Raw genomic sequence first — 12,943 nt, forward strand, 5'->3', positions numbered from 1 at the left:
GCATAGGGCTCACGTCATGTCCACGCTCACGAGTGGGGGATCTGCAGCACTTGGCCCACGCGCAGGATATCGCCGCTAAGATCGTTGGCCTGCTTGATATCCAGCATCGTCACATCATGACGCGCCGCCACCTGAGACAGGGTATCGCCCTCTTGCACGCGATATTCGCCGGGCTCTCCGCCACGCTTTTGGTCGCGCTGCCAGGCCAACAGACTGCTGGGAGGTGGATGGCGGCGAAAATGCGCGATGATTCCATCGCCGATGGCGTCCGCAACCTTTTCCTGAAACGTCGCCGAGAGCAATTTCTTTTCCTCGGAAGGATTGGAAATGAAACCGGTTTCGACCAGCAATGATGGGATATCAGGTGATTTCAACACCACGAAGCCCGCCTGCTCGACTTGTGAGCGATGCAGACGATTGACGCGTCCCAGCTTATCCAGCACTTGGCCGCCGACGCTCAATGAGTCATTCATCGTTGCGGTCATGGTCAGGTCGAGCAGAACACCGCGCAGTACTTCGTCCTTGTCGGACAGGTCGAGATTGCCATCGACACCGCCAATCAAATCGGAACGGTTTTCCGTCTCGGCCAGCCAGCGCGCACTCTCCGAAGTAGCCCCGTTCTTGGATAGCGCATAGACGGAGCTGCCAGTGGGCCCCCGGCTCTTGACCGCATCGGCATGCACCGAGACGAAGAAATCGGCTTTTTGCTCACGCGCCAGCAGCGTTCTCTTGCGCAGGCCCACGTAGTAATCGCTGTCTCGCGTCAAGAAGGCCTTGAAGCCTGGCGTGGCATTGATGTGCGTCTTGACCTTGCGCGCGATGGCCAATACGACGTCCTTTTCATACGTGCCGCCAGGTCCGATCGCCCCCGGATCTTCCCCCCCATGGCCGGGATCGACAGCAACGATGATATCACGCTTGGGGTGGGGCTTGGCCTGGCTATCATTCTTGGCCAACGCCGCGCTCGGCGACCTCCCTTCGGCCTTGGCCTGCATCAGCTCTCGCTCGGCATCCATTTCCTGATCGCGAATCATGGCCGCGATGGGATCGACAGGCTCATCCAACGCGCCCTCTCCCGGATAGTCGAGATCGACCACGAGGCGATAGCCATACTGATCGGTGGGCGGTAACAGGAAGTGATGAGACTTCACCTCTCTATTGAGATCGAAGACCACACGGAGATCGTCACCGCTGCGTGTCCCGGTGCGTAGCGTGTCTATCGCACTATCACCCAGATCGACATCGTCCGAGTCGAAAGCCAGTTGCGCATCCTTTAAATCGACGACCAAACGACGCGGATCGTCGAGTTGAAATACGGAGCTTTCCACCTCGTCGGACAAGTCGAAGACCACGCGCACATGATCGGGCGCTGCCCAGAGACGAATATTATCCACGTCAGCGGCCTGGGCAGGCGCCACATGACTCATTGCGAGCATCATCAGCACGATAAGGCTAATAAGATGTCGAACGGCACTCAGCCGGCATGGTGTCTGCCAGGGGGTAGCGTGAAACGGCTTCAAGCGTCGATTTCCTTGTCCTGACGAGTGGCATGTAGTGCGGCGATGACGGCCTGGCCATGTGGACTGAGACCTTCGAGCATGACGTGGCGGCCCTCGCCTTCCAGGGCCAGGCATACCACTAAATCGGCCCGGGGCAGCCATCCCGCACCCCGAGAAGGCCATTCGATGAGGCTCAAGCCGTCCTCGCCGAGCATGTCGCGTGCGCCCATGAATTCGAGTTCTTCGGGATCGCCCAGCCGGTAGAGATCGAAATGATAGAGGCGGCGCCCGTCCAGCATGTACGGCTCCACCAATGTATAAGTAGGACTCTTGACCGCCCCCTCATGGCCATAGGCACGCAAGATGCCGCGCGTCAGCGTCGTCTTGCCAGCTCCCAGCTCACCCTCCAGGTGTACTTGACCGTGACCATCCAGAGCATGCCCCAGGGCTTCACCGAAAGCGACATGGGCGGCTTCATTGGGCAGAAAACGTTGCATCTATCGTGGCATCTCGCGTTATCGCATGACATCAAAGCGGTGTGGGTTGGCAATCGCGCGCGCATAGGATGCCAGATCCGTGGCGACCAGACCACGCTCGCCCCCGTCTCGGGCCGCCGCATCACCGGCCAGGGCATGCAGTAGAACACCATGCCGCGCCGCTTCGCCCAGCGTTTGGCCCTGTGCCAGCAACGCTCCGACGATTCCGGAGAGCACATCGCCCATGCCGCCACTCGCCATGCCCGGGTTACCGTACGGACACACGGCGACGCCATCCGCGTCGGCCACCAGAGTGCCCGCCCCTTTGAGCACCACTGTACCCCCATAGCGCTCATGCAGCGCCAGTGCCGCCGCACGCCGGTCGGACTGAATCTCGGCACCGGAGACACCCAGTAACCGCGCCGCCTCGCCGGGATGCGGGGTCAGTACCCGGTCGTCGCGGCGATTGGTCGCTTCTTCAGCCAGCCAGTTGAGTGCATCGGCGTCGAGTACACTGGGCACCCCTGCGGCGAGCGCTGCCTGCCACAGTGCGTACCCCCAGGCCTGACGTCCAAGACCCGGCCCGACCACCAGCACATTGGCTTGATCGAGCAGCTCGCGGATATCTTCGGCCTTCTCCACGCCGCGCACCATGACTTCCGGGCTATGCACCAGGCTCGCCGTGACATGCGCCGCATCGGTAGCCAGGCTGACTTTTCCCGCACCGCTGCGCAGCGCGGCTTCGCTGGCCATCAACGCCGCGCCGCCGAAACCGGCGCCGCCACCGATCACCAACACATGACCGAAATCGCCCTTATGACTGCCCCGTGGCCGGGGCGGAAGTGCGTGCTGCAATATGTCGGCCGACTGCAGTTCGCCCAATGGCACGAGATCATCATGCGCCTGAGGCGTCACACCGAGCATCTCGACACGCAGTTCACCGACATGATCCGCGCTGGCGCCGGTATGCAGACCGAATTTATCGGCGATGAAGGTCACCGTCAGACTGGCGCGCACTGCCACGCCGCCCACGCTACCGGTCTGTGCCGAAAGCCCCGAGGGTACGTCCACCGCCAGCACCGGGCGCGGTGTCGCATTGAGAATTTCGATGGCACGGCGCAATGGCTCGCGAACCTCGCCCGTCGCTCCGGTGCCCAGCAACGCATCGATCACCACGTCACCATTGACTACCGTCTCGGGGCGCCACTCGATGACATCCAGTCCCGCCTGCCAGGCCATTTCGTAAGCCCGGGCCGCGTCGCCGCTCAGCGTCGCAGGGTCACGCAAGGCGATGAGCTGCACGTCGAGGCCATCACCCGCCGCCAGCGCCGCCATCACATAACCATCGCCAGCGTTGTTGCCACCGCCACACAAGACGCTCAAGCGATGCGCCTCCGGCCAGCGCGCACGCAAAGCAGCATACGCCGCCTGCGCGGCCCGTTGCATCAATTCGAACCCTGCCACTCCCTCGGCGATGAGGCGCCGGTCCAACGCCTGGACCTGATCGGCACCATACAAGGGATGCGGCGCTCGGCATGTCGTTGTCATGGTTCGCCTCCTGTTGTCGTGCTCGCCGGCGACAAGCATTTATTCCACGTAACGATTGCGCTAGGGTGGCGCCCTCGCTTTACGGGGGTCTCGTCATGTCCTCATCTTCACCCATCGATTACGCCGCGCTGGCCGATCGCATCCATACGTGGGGACGCGAGCTCGGCTTTCAGCAGGTCGGCATCACCGACACCGATCTCGAGGCGCATGAGCGCTATCTCGAGCGCTGGCTCGCGGCCGGCTACCACGGCGAAATGCACTTCATGGCCAAGCACGGCCACAAGCGCACGCGGCCCGAGGAACTCATACCCGGCACCTTGCGCGTCATCAGCGTGCGCATGGACTACCTGCCCCCCGAGGTGGAAACCACCAAGGTGCTCGGACAACCCGAGCGCGCCTATGTTTCACGCTATGCGCTGGGACGCGATTACCACAAGCTGATCCGCAAGCGCCTCGCCACCCTGGCCAAGCGCATCGAGGACGAAGTCGGCGCTTACGGCTACCGTGCCTTCGTCGATTCGGCCCCGGTCATGGAACGCGCCCTGGCGCAGAAAGCCGGCCTTGGCTGGTTCGGCAAGAATGCCATGCTGCTCAATCCCCAGGCCGGTTCGCTGTTCTTCCTCGGCGAGCTATATACCGATCTACCGCTACCGGTGGACGCCCCCTTCGAGAGCGAGCATTGCGGCAAGTGCTCGAGCTGTCAGACGGCTTGTCCGACAGGCGCCATCGTCGACGACAAGGTCATCGATTCGCGGCGCTGCATCTCGTATCTGACCATCGAACTCGGCGGCTCGATCCCCGAAGAATACCGCAAGGCGATGGGTAACCGCGTATACGGCTGCGACGATTGCCAACTGGTATGTCCCTTCACGCGTTTCACGCGCGCCTCGCAGGAGGAAGACTTCGCGCCGCGCCACGACCTCGACCGCGCCTCGCTGATTCGCCTCTTCACCTGGAGCGAAGAAGAGTTCCAGATGCGCACCGAAGGCAGCGCGATTCGTCGCATCGGCTACGAACGCTGGCTGCGCAACCTGGCCGTCGGCCTGGGCAACGCGCCCTGGAGCGAGCGCGTCGAAGGCGCCTTGCGCGCGCGCCTGGCCTACCCCTCGGACCTGGTCCGCGAACACGTGCGCTGGGGACTCGAACAGCAACGTCAGAAGCGCGAGCAAGTCATCGTCAGTCAGGTCGAGGTCTAGCTAGCAGCCTGCTCAGACGCGCAGAAATGTCTTGCGATAATGCGCCAGCTCGGCCAGCGACTCACGAATGTCATCCAGCGCCTGATGCGTATTGCGCTTCTCGAAGCCTGCCAGGGCCTGCGGGTTCCAGCGTTTGGCCAGTTCCTTGAGCGTCGAGACATCGAGATTGCGGTAGTGGAAGAACTCGGCCAGTTCGGGCATCTCCCGCAGCATGAAACGCCGATCCTGATGCACGCTGTTGCCGCACATCGGCGAGCTATTGGGCGTTACATACGTTTTTAGAAACGCCAGCGTCTGGCGCTCGGCCTCGGCGGTATCGATGCGGCTCTCGCGGACGCGTTGCGTCAGCCCCGAGGTGCCATGCGTGCGCGTATTCCACTCGTCCATCGCCTCGAGCAGCGCATCCGGCTGATGCACCGCCAGCACCGGCCCTTCGGCGATCAGGTTCAGGTCGCCATCGGTAATCAGAGTCGCAACCTCGATGATGCGCTCGCGGGCGGGATCGAGCCCGGTCATTTCCAGATCGATCCAGATCAGCAGGTCATCACGCGGGGCTTGCGGTGTGTCACTTGCCATGGGGGTCTCCGTCGGGGCGTCGCCTAGGGACAAGGGGACGCAATGAACGCTACAATAATTGCCATTGTACCCTGTCCCGAGAGCGCATGAGCAAACGCAAACTCAGCCGCCAGCAACGTTGGCGGGTCGAAAAGATTCAAGCCCAACGCGCCGAACGTGCCGAACGCCGCACCCAGCGCGACGACACCGCGCTCGAGGCCGGCGATTACGGCCCTGAGCAGTTGGGACGCGTCACCGCGCATTTCGGGCGCACCCTGGAGGTCGAAGCCGAGGATGAACACGGCGACCTCCAGCGCCACCGTTGCCATCTGCGTGCCAATCTCGAGGGCCTGGTCACCGGCGACGATGTAGTATGGCGCACGGCGAGCGACGGCAGTGGCGTAGTCGTGGCGCGTCAACCACGGCGCAGCGTGCTGGAACGCCCCGACGCGCGCGGCCAACTCAAGCCCGTGGCTGCCAACATCGCGCAGATCCTGATCGTCTTCGCCGTGGAGCCCGCGCCCCACCCCAATCTCATCGACCGCTATCTCGTCGCCGCCGAAGCGACAGGCATCGCCCCGGTGCTGGTCCTCAACAAGACCGACCTGTTGCCCGACGAAGGCGGCGAGCTGCGCGCGTTGCTGGCGCGCTATCGCGAGCTGGGATACCACGTGGTCAGCGCCTCCACTCAGCGCGAGAACGGCCTCGATGCCCTGCATGCCTGCCTCACCGAGCGCACCTCGGTGTTCGTGGGCCAGAGCGGGGTCGGCAAGTCGTCCTTGATCGACCGTCTGCTGCCCGATAAACAACTGCGGGTCGGCGCGCTCTCGGTGGACTCTCGCAAGGGCACGCACACCACCACCACCGCCACTCTCTATCACCTGCCGGCGGGCGGCGAGCTGATCGACTCGCCGGGCATTCGCGAATTCGGCCTCGGCCATCTCGACGAACCCGACGTGGCACGCGGCTTCATCGAGTTCCAGCCCTACCTGGGCCATTGCCGATTTCGCGATTGCCATCATCGCCAGGAGCCGGGATGCGCCTTGCGTGAAGCCGTGGCGCGCGGCGCGATTCTCGCTTCACGGTTCGATAGCTACCGACACATCGTCGATAGCCTGGCACCCGATCGCTCTCCATGAAGAACGTCTCATAAAGAACGTCTCATGAAAAACGCCTCGCCCCAGGAGGGACGAGGCGTCATGCGTACGATGTGACATAGCGAATCGACAGGCCGTGATGCGGCTCAGCCGAGCGTATCGAGCCCGCGGCGGATATCGCGTTTGAGATCATCCAGCGCTTCCAGGCCCACGGCGATACGCACCAAGCCTTCACTGATCCCCGCAGCGACCTTCTGCGCGTCACTCAAGCGCGCATGCGTCGTCGTCGCCGGGTGCGTGACGGTAGTTTTTACATCCCCCAGGTTGCCGGTGATCGACATCAGGCGAGAATGGTCGATAAGCGCCCAGGCACCGTCGCGACCGCCCTTCACCTCCACACCCAGCACGGCGCCGAAGCCGCTTTGCTGTTGCTTGGCCAGCGCATGCTGCGGATGGCTTTCCAGACCGCTGTAATACACGCGCGCGATTTCCGGCTGCGCCTCCAGCCACTGAGCCATGGCGAGGGTATTCTCGCAATGCGCCTTCATGCGCAGCCCCAGGGTTTCCAGCCCCTTGAGGAAGATCCAGGCATTGAAGGGACTCATGCAGGGACCACAGGTGCGCACCACGCCCACCAGTTCCTTGAGCATTTCCTCAGGCCCTACCACGGCACCGCCGATGGCACGCCCCTGGCCGTCCAGATACTTGGTCGCCGAATGGATCACCAGGTCGGCGCCCAGATCGAGCGGACGCTGCAACACCGGGGTCAGAAAGCAGTTATCGATAGCGAGCCAGGCGTCATGGCGATGCGCCAAGTTGGCCAACGCGGCGATATCCACCACCTCGGAAAGCGGGTTGGAAGGCGTCTCGGCGAACAAGAGGCGCGTCTGCGGCGTGATCGCGGCCTGCCAGGCGTCCAGGTCGCCCAGCTCGACGTAGCGGGTCACGATGCCCAGCTTGCCGAGATACTTGTCGAACAAGCTGACCGTGGAACCGAACAATGAGCGCGAGGCGACGATTTCGTCACCGGCCTGCAAGAAGGCCAGCGCCGTGGCGAGAATCGCCGCCATGCCGGAGCTGGTGGCTACGCAGCTTTCGCCCCCCTCGAGCGCTGCCAGGCGTCGTTCGAAGGTGCGCACCGTGGGGTTAGTGAAACGCGAATAGATGTTACCCGGTTCTTCGCCGGAGAACTTGCGCGCCGCCTCAGCGGCACTGCCATAGACGAAGCTCGATGTCGGAAAGATCGGCTCGCCGTGTTCCTGTTCGTGCGTGCGGTCGTGGCCGGCACGGATCGCCAGCGTGTCGAGCGCGAAGGCGTCGTCATGATCGTCATGCATGTCTCACCTCCTCAGTCTTCTTCTTCGACATCGTTATGCAAGTCGACCACGGCATGCACCGTATTGTCCTGATGCTTGGCCACATCGTTACGCGCGGCCTCGAGATCAGCCAGATAGGCGGCATCGATATCGCCGGTGACGTACTCGCCATCGAACACCGAGCAGTCGAACTCCTCGAGCGCGGGATTGACGTCGCGACAGGCCGCCTTGAGATCCTCGAGCTTCTGATAGACGATGCGATCGGCGCCGATCAGCTCCCCGACTTCCTCTTCGCTGCGCCCATGCGCGATCAGCTCCGACGCCACTGGCATATCGATGCCATAGACGTTGGGATAGCGCACCGGCGGCGCGGCGGAGGCGAAATAGACCTTGCGCGCGCCGGCCTCGCGAGCCATCTGGATGATCTGTTTACACGTGGTACCACGGACGATGGAATCGTCGACCAGCAGCACGTTCTTGCCGGCGAACTCGACGTCGATGGCATTGAGCTTCTGACGCACGGATTTCTTGCGCTGCGTCTGCCCGGGCATGATGAAGGTCCGCCCAATATAGCGGTTCTTCATGAAGCCTTCGCGGTACTTCACCCCCAGATGCTGAGCCAGTTCCAGCGCCGAGGTCCGCGAGGTATCGGGAATCGGGATCACCACATCGATGTCATGCTCCGGCCAGTCACGCTGAATGCGATCGCCCAGCTTGCGCCCCATCTCCATCCGCGTGCCATAGACATAGGCGCCATCGAGGATCGAGTCGGGGCGCGCCAGATAGACATGCTCGAAGATGCATGGCGTCAACTGTGGGCGGTCGGCACACTGCTGAGTATGCACCCGGTTGCCCTCGGTCTCGATGAAGATCGCCTCGCCCGGCGCCAGATCGCGACACAGCTCGAAGCCACCGACATCCAGTGCCACCGACTCAGAGGCGATCATCACCTCCTGCCCTTCTTCAGTGTCGCGGGTACCGTAGACTACTGGTCGAATCCCGTGCGGATCGCGAAACGCGACCATGCCGAAGCCGTTGATGCAGACCACCGCGGCATAACCGCCCTGGCAGCGACGATGCACGCGACGTACGGCATCGAAGATGTCGTCGGGAGTGAGATGGTGACCCTGCTTGCCCAGCTCGTGGGCAAACACGTTGAGCAGAACCTCAGAGTCGGAGCTGGTATTGATGTGGCGCAGATCGGAAAAGAACAGCTCACGCTTGAGCTGCTCGGAGTTGGTCAGATTGCCGTTATGCGCCAACGTGATGCCATAAGGCGAATTGACATAAAACGGCTGCGACTCCGCTTCGCTGGACGAGCCGGCAGTCGGGTAGCGAATATGCCCAATTCCCATGTTGCCGCGCAGACGCGTCATATGGCGGGTATGGAACACATCCCGCACCAGGCCATTGCTCTTGCGTAGCAGGAAACGTCCCTCATGCCATGTCATCATCCCGGCGGCATCCTGGCCACGGTGTTGGAGCACTGTCAGCGCGTCATACAGCGACTGATTGACCGCCTGATTGGCCATGAGGCCCACGATACCGCACATTGTGCCTTTCCTCGCTTGCCTTGAGAGTAGCAAGCGGCGTGCGATGAACGCCGCTCGCGATTGAAACCTGTCACGCATCGAGGCGCTTTTTCAGGGCGCCGTCGTCTCCGATGATGTACTCGATGCAGGTACCTCGGGCGATGTTTCCAGCGCTTGGCCGGCGGCCTCGCGGCCCGTGTCGCGCAAGGCACGTTCGGCGCCCGAGGTGTCTATTTCCCACGCCTCCAGGCGGTCAACCGACCAGTCGCGCAATTGTTCGAAGGCCGGGCGCAGCTGCGCATTCTGCCAAGCAGCGATCCCCGACAAGGGCGTCAACGTCAAGATGACCGTCGCCAGTACCAGGATCAAGGCCCCCCGCGCGGCACCGAACGTCGCACCGGCGACACGGTTGAAAAACCCCATGCCGACCCATTCGATGGCAGCATTGATCATGCGGATCAAGAACCCGCAGAGCATGACGATGACGAAAATGACCAGCACAAAGCCCAGTACCAGGCGAATTTCGGGATGATCGATATAGGGCGACATCATTTCGGCTACCGCCGGGGCGAACATCCGCGCACCCAACAATGCCGCCACCCAGGCCGCCAACCCCAACGCTTCGCGTACCAGACCTCGCATGAAACCGGCCAACATGGAGACGCTCAATACCGCCAGGAAAGCCCAGTCGAGCCAGGTCAGCGTCATTAGTCCTCCTGCACACGAATCAAGAGCCCCTGGATATTGGCGTCTTCCTTGAGCTCGGTGCGCACGCGCTCACCTTCATCGGAGGACCCGAACGGGCCTACATATACCGTCGTCAGATCATTATCCCGCGGGCGCTGATAGGCATCGAACCCTTGCGACTTGAGATCTTCGACGAGTCGTTGAGCATTGTCCGACTGCTCGAAGCTGCCGACCTGAACCGCCCACCCTTCTTGTGCCTCTGACCCACCAGATGTCGAACTACCCTCTCTGTCACCGTCGTCGGCCTCCTCTTGCGCTTGTGAGGCAGAAGACTGCTCGGCAATGGCGGCAATGGGATCGTCGTTCGCGGATTCCGCCTCGCCGGATGCTTCGCCGTCATCGGGCGCCGCTGGCTGCGAAGACATAGTTGGAGAAGAAGCATCAGCGTCGGGTTGACCGAGCTGAGCCCCGGTCGACGGTTCGACAACCCTGTCATCGCCCGATTGATCCTCTACCGTATCGTCCTCTAGATTAGCGGGCGGTTCAGGGGAATCGACATCGCGCTGGTCCACGGGAATCGGCTGTTCGATGGTCAACACCGGCTCGGGACGCTCGCCACGCGGCGTCGGCTCATCGAACAGCATAGGGAGGAAAATCACTGCCAACGCGACGAGGATGATCGCGCCACTGACACGCTCACGGATTCCATATTTCATGACACACTCCTTGGGCTCGCCACGACCCCGAGTGATTCCAGGGTGGTCAAAGCCTCGGCGACGGTCCAGAACGAACCGCAGACCAGCACCTCGTCGCCATTGTCCATACTGGTGTGCAACCAGCGTACGCCAGCATCCGGCGACGCAGCGCAATCCAGCACCCGCGCATCGCACGCTCTTAGGAAGGTCGCCAACTGTTCGGCATCGCGCGCGCGATCCCCGCCCAACGATACCGGCACCCAAGCATCGATCTGTGGCGCCAGCGCCTCGATCACACCCTTGGCATCCTTGTCGGCCAGCATGCCCAGCAGACAAAACCGTCGTCCGCGCGGCGGGCGCTGCGCCAAGTAGGTGGCGACATAAGCGGCAGCATGCGGATTATGGCCGACATCCAGACACCAGGGGCCCTGCCATTGCAGCCGTCCGGCCAGTACGGCGCGACCCAAGGCCCGCTGGCATGCCGCTTCCTCGAGAGGAATGCCGGCGAGTGCCAGTGCCTGCAATGCCGTGGCGGCATTATCCAGTGGCAAACCAGGATCGGGAAGCGCACGCATGATCAGCGACTCGCCGGTGACCGTCTCACCCTGCCATTGCCAGCCATCGGCTGCGGCTTGCCAGTCGAAACGCTCACCCAGCGCGAATACTGGCGCCGTCAGGTCCTCGGCATGCTGGCGCACACTCGCCGGCAAGACGGTACTGCCCAGCACCGCCGGACGCCCTGAACGCATGATGCCAGCCTTTTCCTGGCCGATGGTCTCGAGATGGGTGCCTAGAAAGGCCGCATGATCCTGGGCCACGGTCGTCACCACCGCCACATCCGGGTCGATGACATTGACCGCGTCCAGCCGTCCGCCCAGCCCCACCTCGAGCAACGCGACATCGGGTTGCTCACGCCCAATCAGCCACAGGGCGGCTAAAGTGCCAGCTTCGAAGTAGGTAAGGCTGATCTCTTCATCCGCAAGTCGCGCCGCTTCGACGGCCTCGAAGGCCTCGACCAGGGCAGCATCATCGACCTCTTCGCCATCGAAGCACAGGCGTTCGTTGTAACGCTGTATATGCGGTGATGTATAGGCGGCGCTTCGCCAACCATGCTCGCGTGCCAGTGCATCGAGCATGGCCACGGTCGAGCCTTTGCCATTGGTGCCGGCCACGGTGATGACACGCCCCGCCAGCGCTCTAGTCTTGAGGCCCAGGCGCGCGGCGACTGCAGAGACCCGCTCGAGCCCCAGATCGATAGCAACGGGATGCTGGCGCTCGAGACGCGCCAGCCAAGCCTCCAGAGTGGTCGTCTCAGCCATTCAGTGGTCGGCCTGGGAAAACTCGTCCAGTGTGGCCTGAGACGACGCCTCATCGGCCTCACTGCCTTGGCCGAGACGCGACTGATGCGTCAGCTTGCGCATGACACCGCCCAGACGCTCACGCATGTCATGACGATGTACGATCATGTCCACGGTGCCATGCTCGAGCAGGAACTCGCTGCGCTGGAAGCCTTCCGGCAATTGCTCGCGCACGGTCTGCTCGATGACGCGCGGCCCGGCGAAACCGATCAGGGCGTTGGGTTCGGCAACATTGAGATCGCCCAGCATCGCCAGCGACGCCGACACTCCGCCGAAGACAGGATCGGTCAACACCGAAATATACGGCACCCCCGCCTGCTTGAGCTTTTCCAGAGCCGCGGACGTCTTGGCCATCTGCATCAGCGAGAACAGCGCTTCCTGCATACGGGCACCGCCGGACGCGGCGAAGCAAACCAGCGGCACACCTTCTTCCAGCGCCTGGGTCGCGGCACGCACGAACTTCTCGCCCACCACAGCCCCCATGGAACCGCCCATGAAACTGAACTCGAACGCCACCGCGACCACCGGCAGACCGTCAAGCTTGCCGCGCATGGCGATCAGGGCATCGTTTTCGTCGGTGGCTTTCTGGGCCGACGCCAAACGATCCTTGTACTTCTTGGAGTCGCGGAACTTGAGTCGATCGCTGGGCTGCAGGTCGGCGGCGATTTCCTCGCGACCTTCCGTATCCAGGAACCAGTTGAGTCGTTTGCGTGCTGTCAGGCGCAGATGATGATCGCACTTGGGGCACACGCTCTGATGGCGCTCCAGCTCGGGAAGATAGAGCACCGCCTCGCAATTGGGGCACTTACGCCACAGGCCATCCGGCACGCTTTTCCGGCGATCGGTTCGCTGGGTACGGCTCATCGACGGCACAATTTTGTCTAGCCAGCTCATGGTTCTGAGACGCTTCCATGTTGCTTGTCTGACGCATCGAGCCACGTCCGTGGCCCGATACAGCGAATAAAGGGGGCTCGCATGGCCACC

Annotated in this window: 12 protein-coding genes; 2 read left to right on the top strand and 10 right to left on the bottom strand. The window is 62.6% G+C overall.

Annotated features, from left to right (window positions below):
- Positions 1-26: 26 nt before the first annotated feature.
- The 3 genes from L1073_RS02595 to L1073_RS02605 form a co-directional block, all read right to left on the bottom strand.
- On the bottom strand, positions 27-1,439 hold the full coding sequence (locus tag L1073_RS02595) for an N-acetylmuramoyl-L-alanine amidase (protein ID WP_246896954.1): 1,413 nt from the start codon (positions 1,437-1,439) through the stop codon (positions 27-29).
- A 77-nt stretch (positions 1,440-1,516) separates the two neighbouring features.
- On the bottom strand, positions 1,517-1,996 hold the full coding sequence (gene tsaE, locus L1073_RS02600) for a tRNA (adenosine(37)-N6)-threonylcarbamoyltransferase complex ATPase subunit type 1 TsaE (protein ID WP_246896694.1): 480 nt from the start codon (positions 1,994-1,996) through the stop codon (positions 1,517-1,519).
- A gap of 18 nt (positions 1,997-2,014) precedes the next feature.
- Positions 2,015-3,523 (bottom strand): NAD(P)H-hydrate dehydratase, encoded by a 1,509-nt coding sequence (locus tag L1073_RS02605; RefSeq protein ID WP_246896695.1) that lies wholly within the window; start codon positions 3,521-3,523, stop codon positions 2,015-2,017.
- 95 nt (positions 3,524-3,618) lie between these two features.
- Here L1073_RS02605 and queG point away from each other — a divergent pair, with 95 nt between their 5' ends.
- On the top strand, positions 3,619-4,719 hold the full coding sequence (queG, locus tag L1073_RS02610) for a tRNA epoxyqueuosine(34) reductase QueG (protein WP_246896696.1): 1,101 nt from the start codon (positions 3,619-3,621) through the stop codon (positions 4,717-4,719).
- A 12-nt stretch (positions 4,720-4,731) separates the two neighbouring features.
- On the opposite strand, the gene orn is transcribed toward queG, so the two are convergent.
- Complete coding sequence (gene orn, locus L1073_RS02615; RefSeq protein WP_246896698.1) at positions 4,732-5,295, bottom strand: oligoribonuclease; 564 nt, start codon at positions 5,293-5,295, stop codon at positions 4,732-4,734.
- Between the two features lie 86 nt (positions 5,296-5,381).
- On the opposite strand from orn, the gene rsgA reads away from it, so the two are divergent.
- Entirely contained in the window at positions 5,382-6,413 is a 1,032-nt protein-coding gene (gene rsgA, locus L1073_RS02620; RefSeq protein ID WP_246896699.1) for a small ribosomal subunit biogenesis GTPase RsgA, read from the top strand.
- A 104-nt stretch (positions 6,414-6,517) separates the two neighbouring features.
- Here the strand turns inward: rsgA and L1073_RS02625 are convergent, their stop codons facing one another.
- The 6 genes from L1073_RS02625 to accD form a co-directional block, all read right to left on the bottom strand.
- Positions 6,518-7,708 (bottom strand): O-succinylhomoserine sulfhydrylase, encoded by a 1,191-nt coding sequence (locus L1073_RS02625; protein ID WP_246896700.1) that lies wholly within the window; start codon positions 7,706-7,708, stop codon positions 6,518-6,520.
- Between the two features lie 11 nt (positions 7,709-7,719).
- Entirely contained in the window at positions 7,720-9,240 is a 1,521-nt protein-coding gene (gene purF, locus L1073_RS02630) for an amidophosphoribosyltransferase (RefSeq protein WP_246896701.1), read from the bottom strand.
- 90 nt (positions 9,241-9,330) lie between these two features.
- Entirely contained in the window at positions 9,331-9,927 is a 597-nt protein-coding gene (locus L1073_RS02635) for a CvpA family protein (RefSeq protein WP_246896702.1), read from the bottom strand.
- Positions 9,927-10,622, bottom strand: coding sequence for an SPOR domain-containing protein (locus L1073_RS02640; RefSeq protein WP_246896703.1), 696 nt, complete (start codon positions 10,620-10,622; stop codon positions 9,927-9,929). Before L1073_RS02640 ends, L1073_RS02635 begins: the two co-directional genes overlap by 1 nt.
- Positions 10,619-11,920 carry a bifunctional tetrahydrofolate synthase/dihydrofolate synthase gene (gene folC, locus L1073_RS02645; RefSeq protein WP_246896704.1) on the bottom strand — a complete coding sequence of 434 codons (1,302 nt, stop codon included), beginning with the start codon at positions 11,918-11,920 and terminating at the stop codon, positions 10,619-10,621. The genes L1073_RS02640 and folC overlap by 4 nt, the downstream gene beginning before the upstream one ends.
- On the bottom strand, positions 11,921-12,853 hold the full coding sequence (gene accD, locus L1073_RS02650; RefSeq protein ID WP_246896705.1) for an acetyl-CoA carboxylase, carboxyltransferase subunit beta: 933 nt from the start codon (positions 12,851-12,853) through the stop codon (positions 11,921-11,923).
- Between the last annotated feature and the right edge of the window lie 90 nt (positions 12,854-12,943).

The sequence above is a fragment of the Chromohalobacter nigrandesensis genome, assembly GCF_023061285.1.
GTDB lineage: Bacteria > Pseudomonadota > Gammaproteobacteria > Pseudomonadales > Halomonadaceae > Chromohalobacter > Chromohalobacter nigrandesensis.

What these genes read in the sequence shown, in the direction of transcription:
- L1073_RS02595 (WP_246896954.1), bottom strand. Translation starts at nt 1,439, where the DNA reads ATGATGCTCGCAATGAGTCATGTGGCGCCTGCCCAGGCCGCTGACGTG.
- tsaE (WP_246896694.1), bottom strand. Translation starts at nt 1,996, where the DNA reads ATGCAACGTTTTCTGCCCAATGAAGCCGCCCATGTCGCTTTCGGTGAA.
- L1073_RS02605 (WP_246896695.1), bottom strand. Translation starts at nt 3,523, where the DNA reads ATGACAACGACATGCCGAGCGCCGCATCCCTTGTATGGTGCCGATCAG.
- queG (WP_246896696.1), top strand. Translation starts at nt 3,619, where the DNA reads ATGTCCTCATCTTCACCCATCGATTACGCCGCGCTGGCCGATCGCATC.
- orn (WP_246896698.1), bottom strand. Translation starts at nt 5,295, where the DNA reads ATGGCAAGTGACACACCGCAAGCCCCGCGTGATGACCTGCTGATCTGG.
- rsgA (WP_246896699.1), top strand. Translation starts at nt 5,382, where the DNA reads ATGAGCAAACGCAAACTCAGCCGCCAGCAACGTTGGCGGGTCGAAAAG.
- L1073_RS02625 (WP_246896700.1), bottom strand. Translation starts at nt 7,708, where the DNA reads ATGCATGACGATCATGACGACGCCTTCGCGCTCGACACGCTGGCGATC.
- purF (WP_246896701.1), bottom strand. Translation starts at nt 9,240, where the DNA reads ATGTGCGGTATCGTGGGCCTCATGGCCAATCAGGCGGTCAATCAGTCG.
- L1073_RS02635 (WP_246896702.1), bottom strand. Translation starts at nt 9,927, where the DNA reads ATGACGCTGACCTGGCTCGACTGGGCTTTCCTGGCGGTATTGAGCGTC.
- L1073_RS02640 (WP_246896703.1), bottom strand. Translation starts at nt 10,622, where the DNA reads ATGAAATATGGAATCCGTGAGCGTGTCAGTGGCGCGATCATCCTCGTC.
- folC (WP_246896704.1), bottom strand. Translation starts at nt 11,920, where the DNA reads ATGGCTGAGACGACCACTCTGGAGGCTTGGCTGGCGCGTCTCGAGCGC.
- accD (WP_246896705.1), bottom strand. Translation starts at nt 12,853, where the DNA reads ATGAGCTGGCTAGACAAAATTGTGCCGTCGATGAGCCGTACCCAGCGA.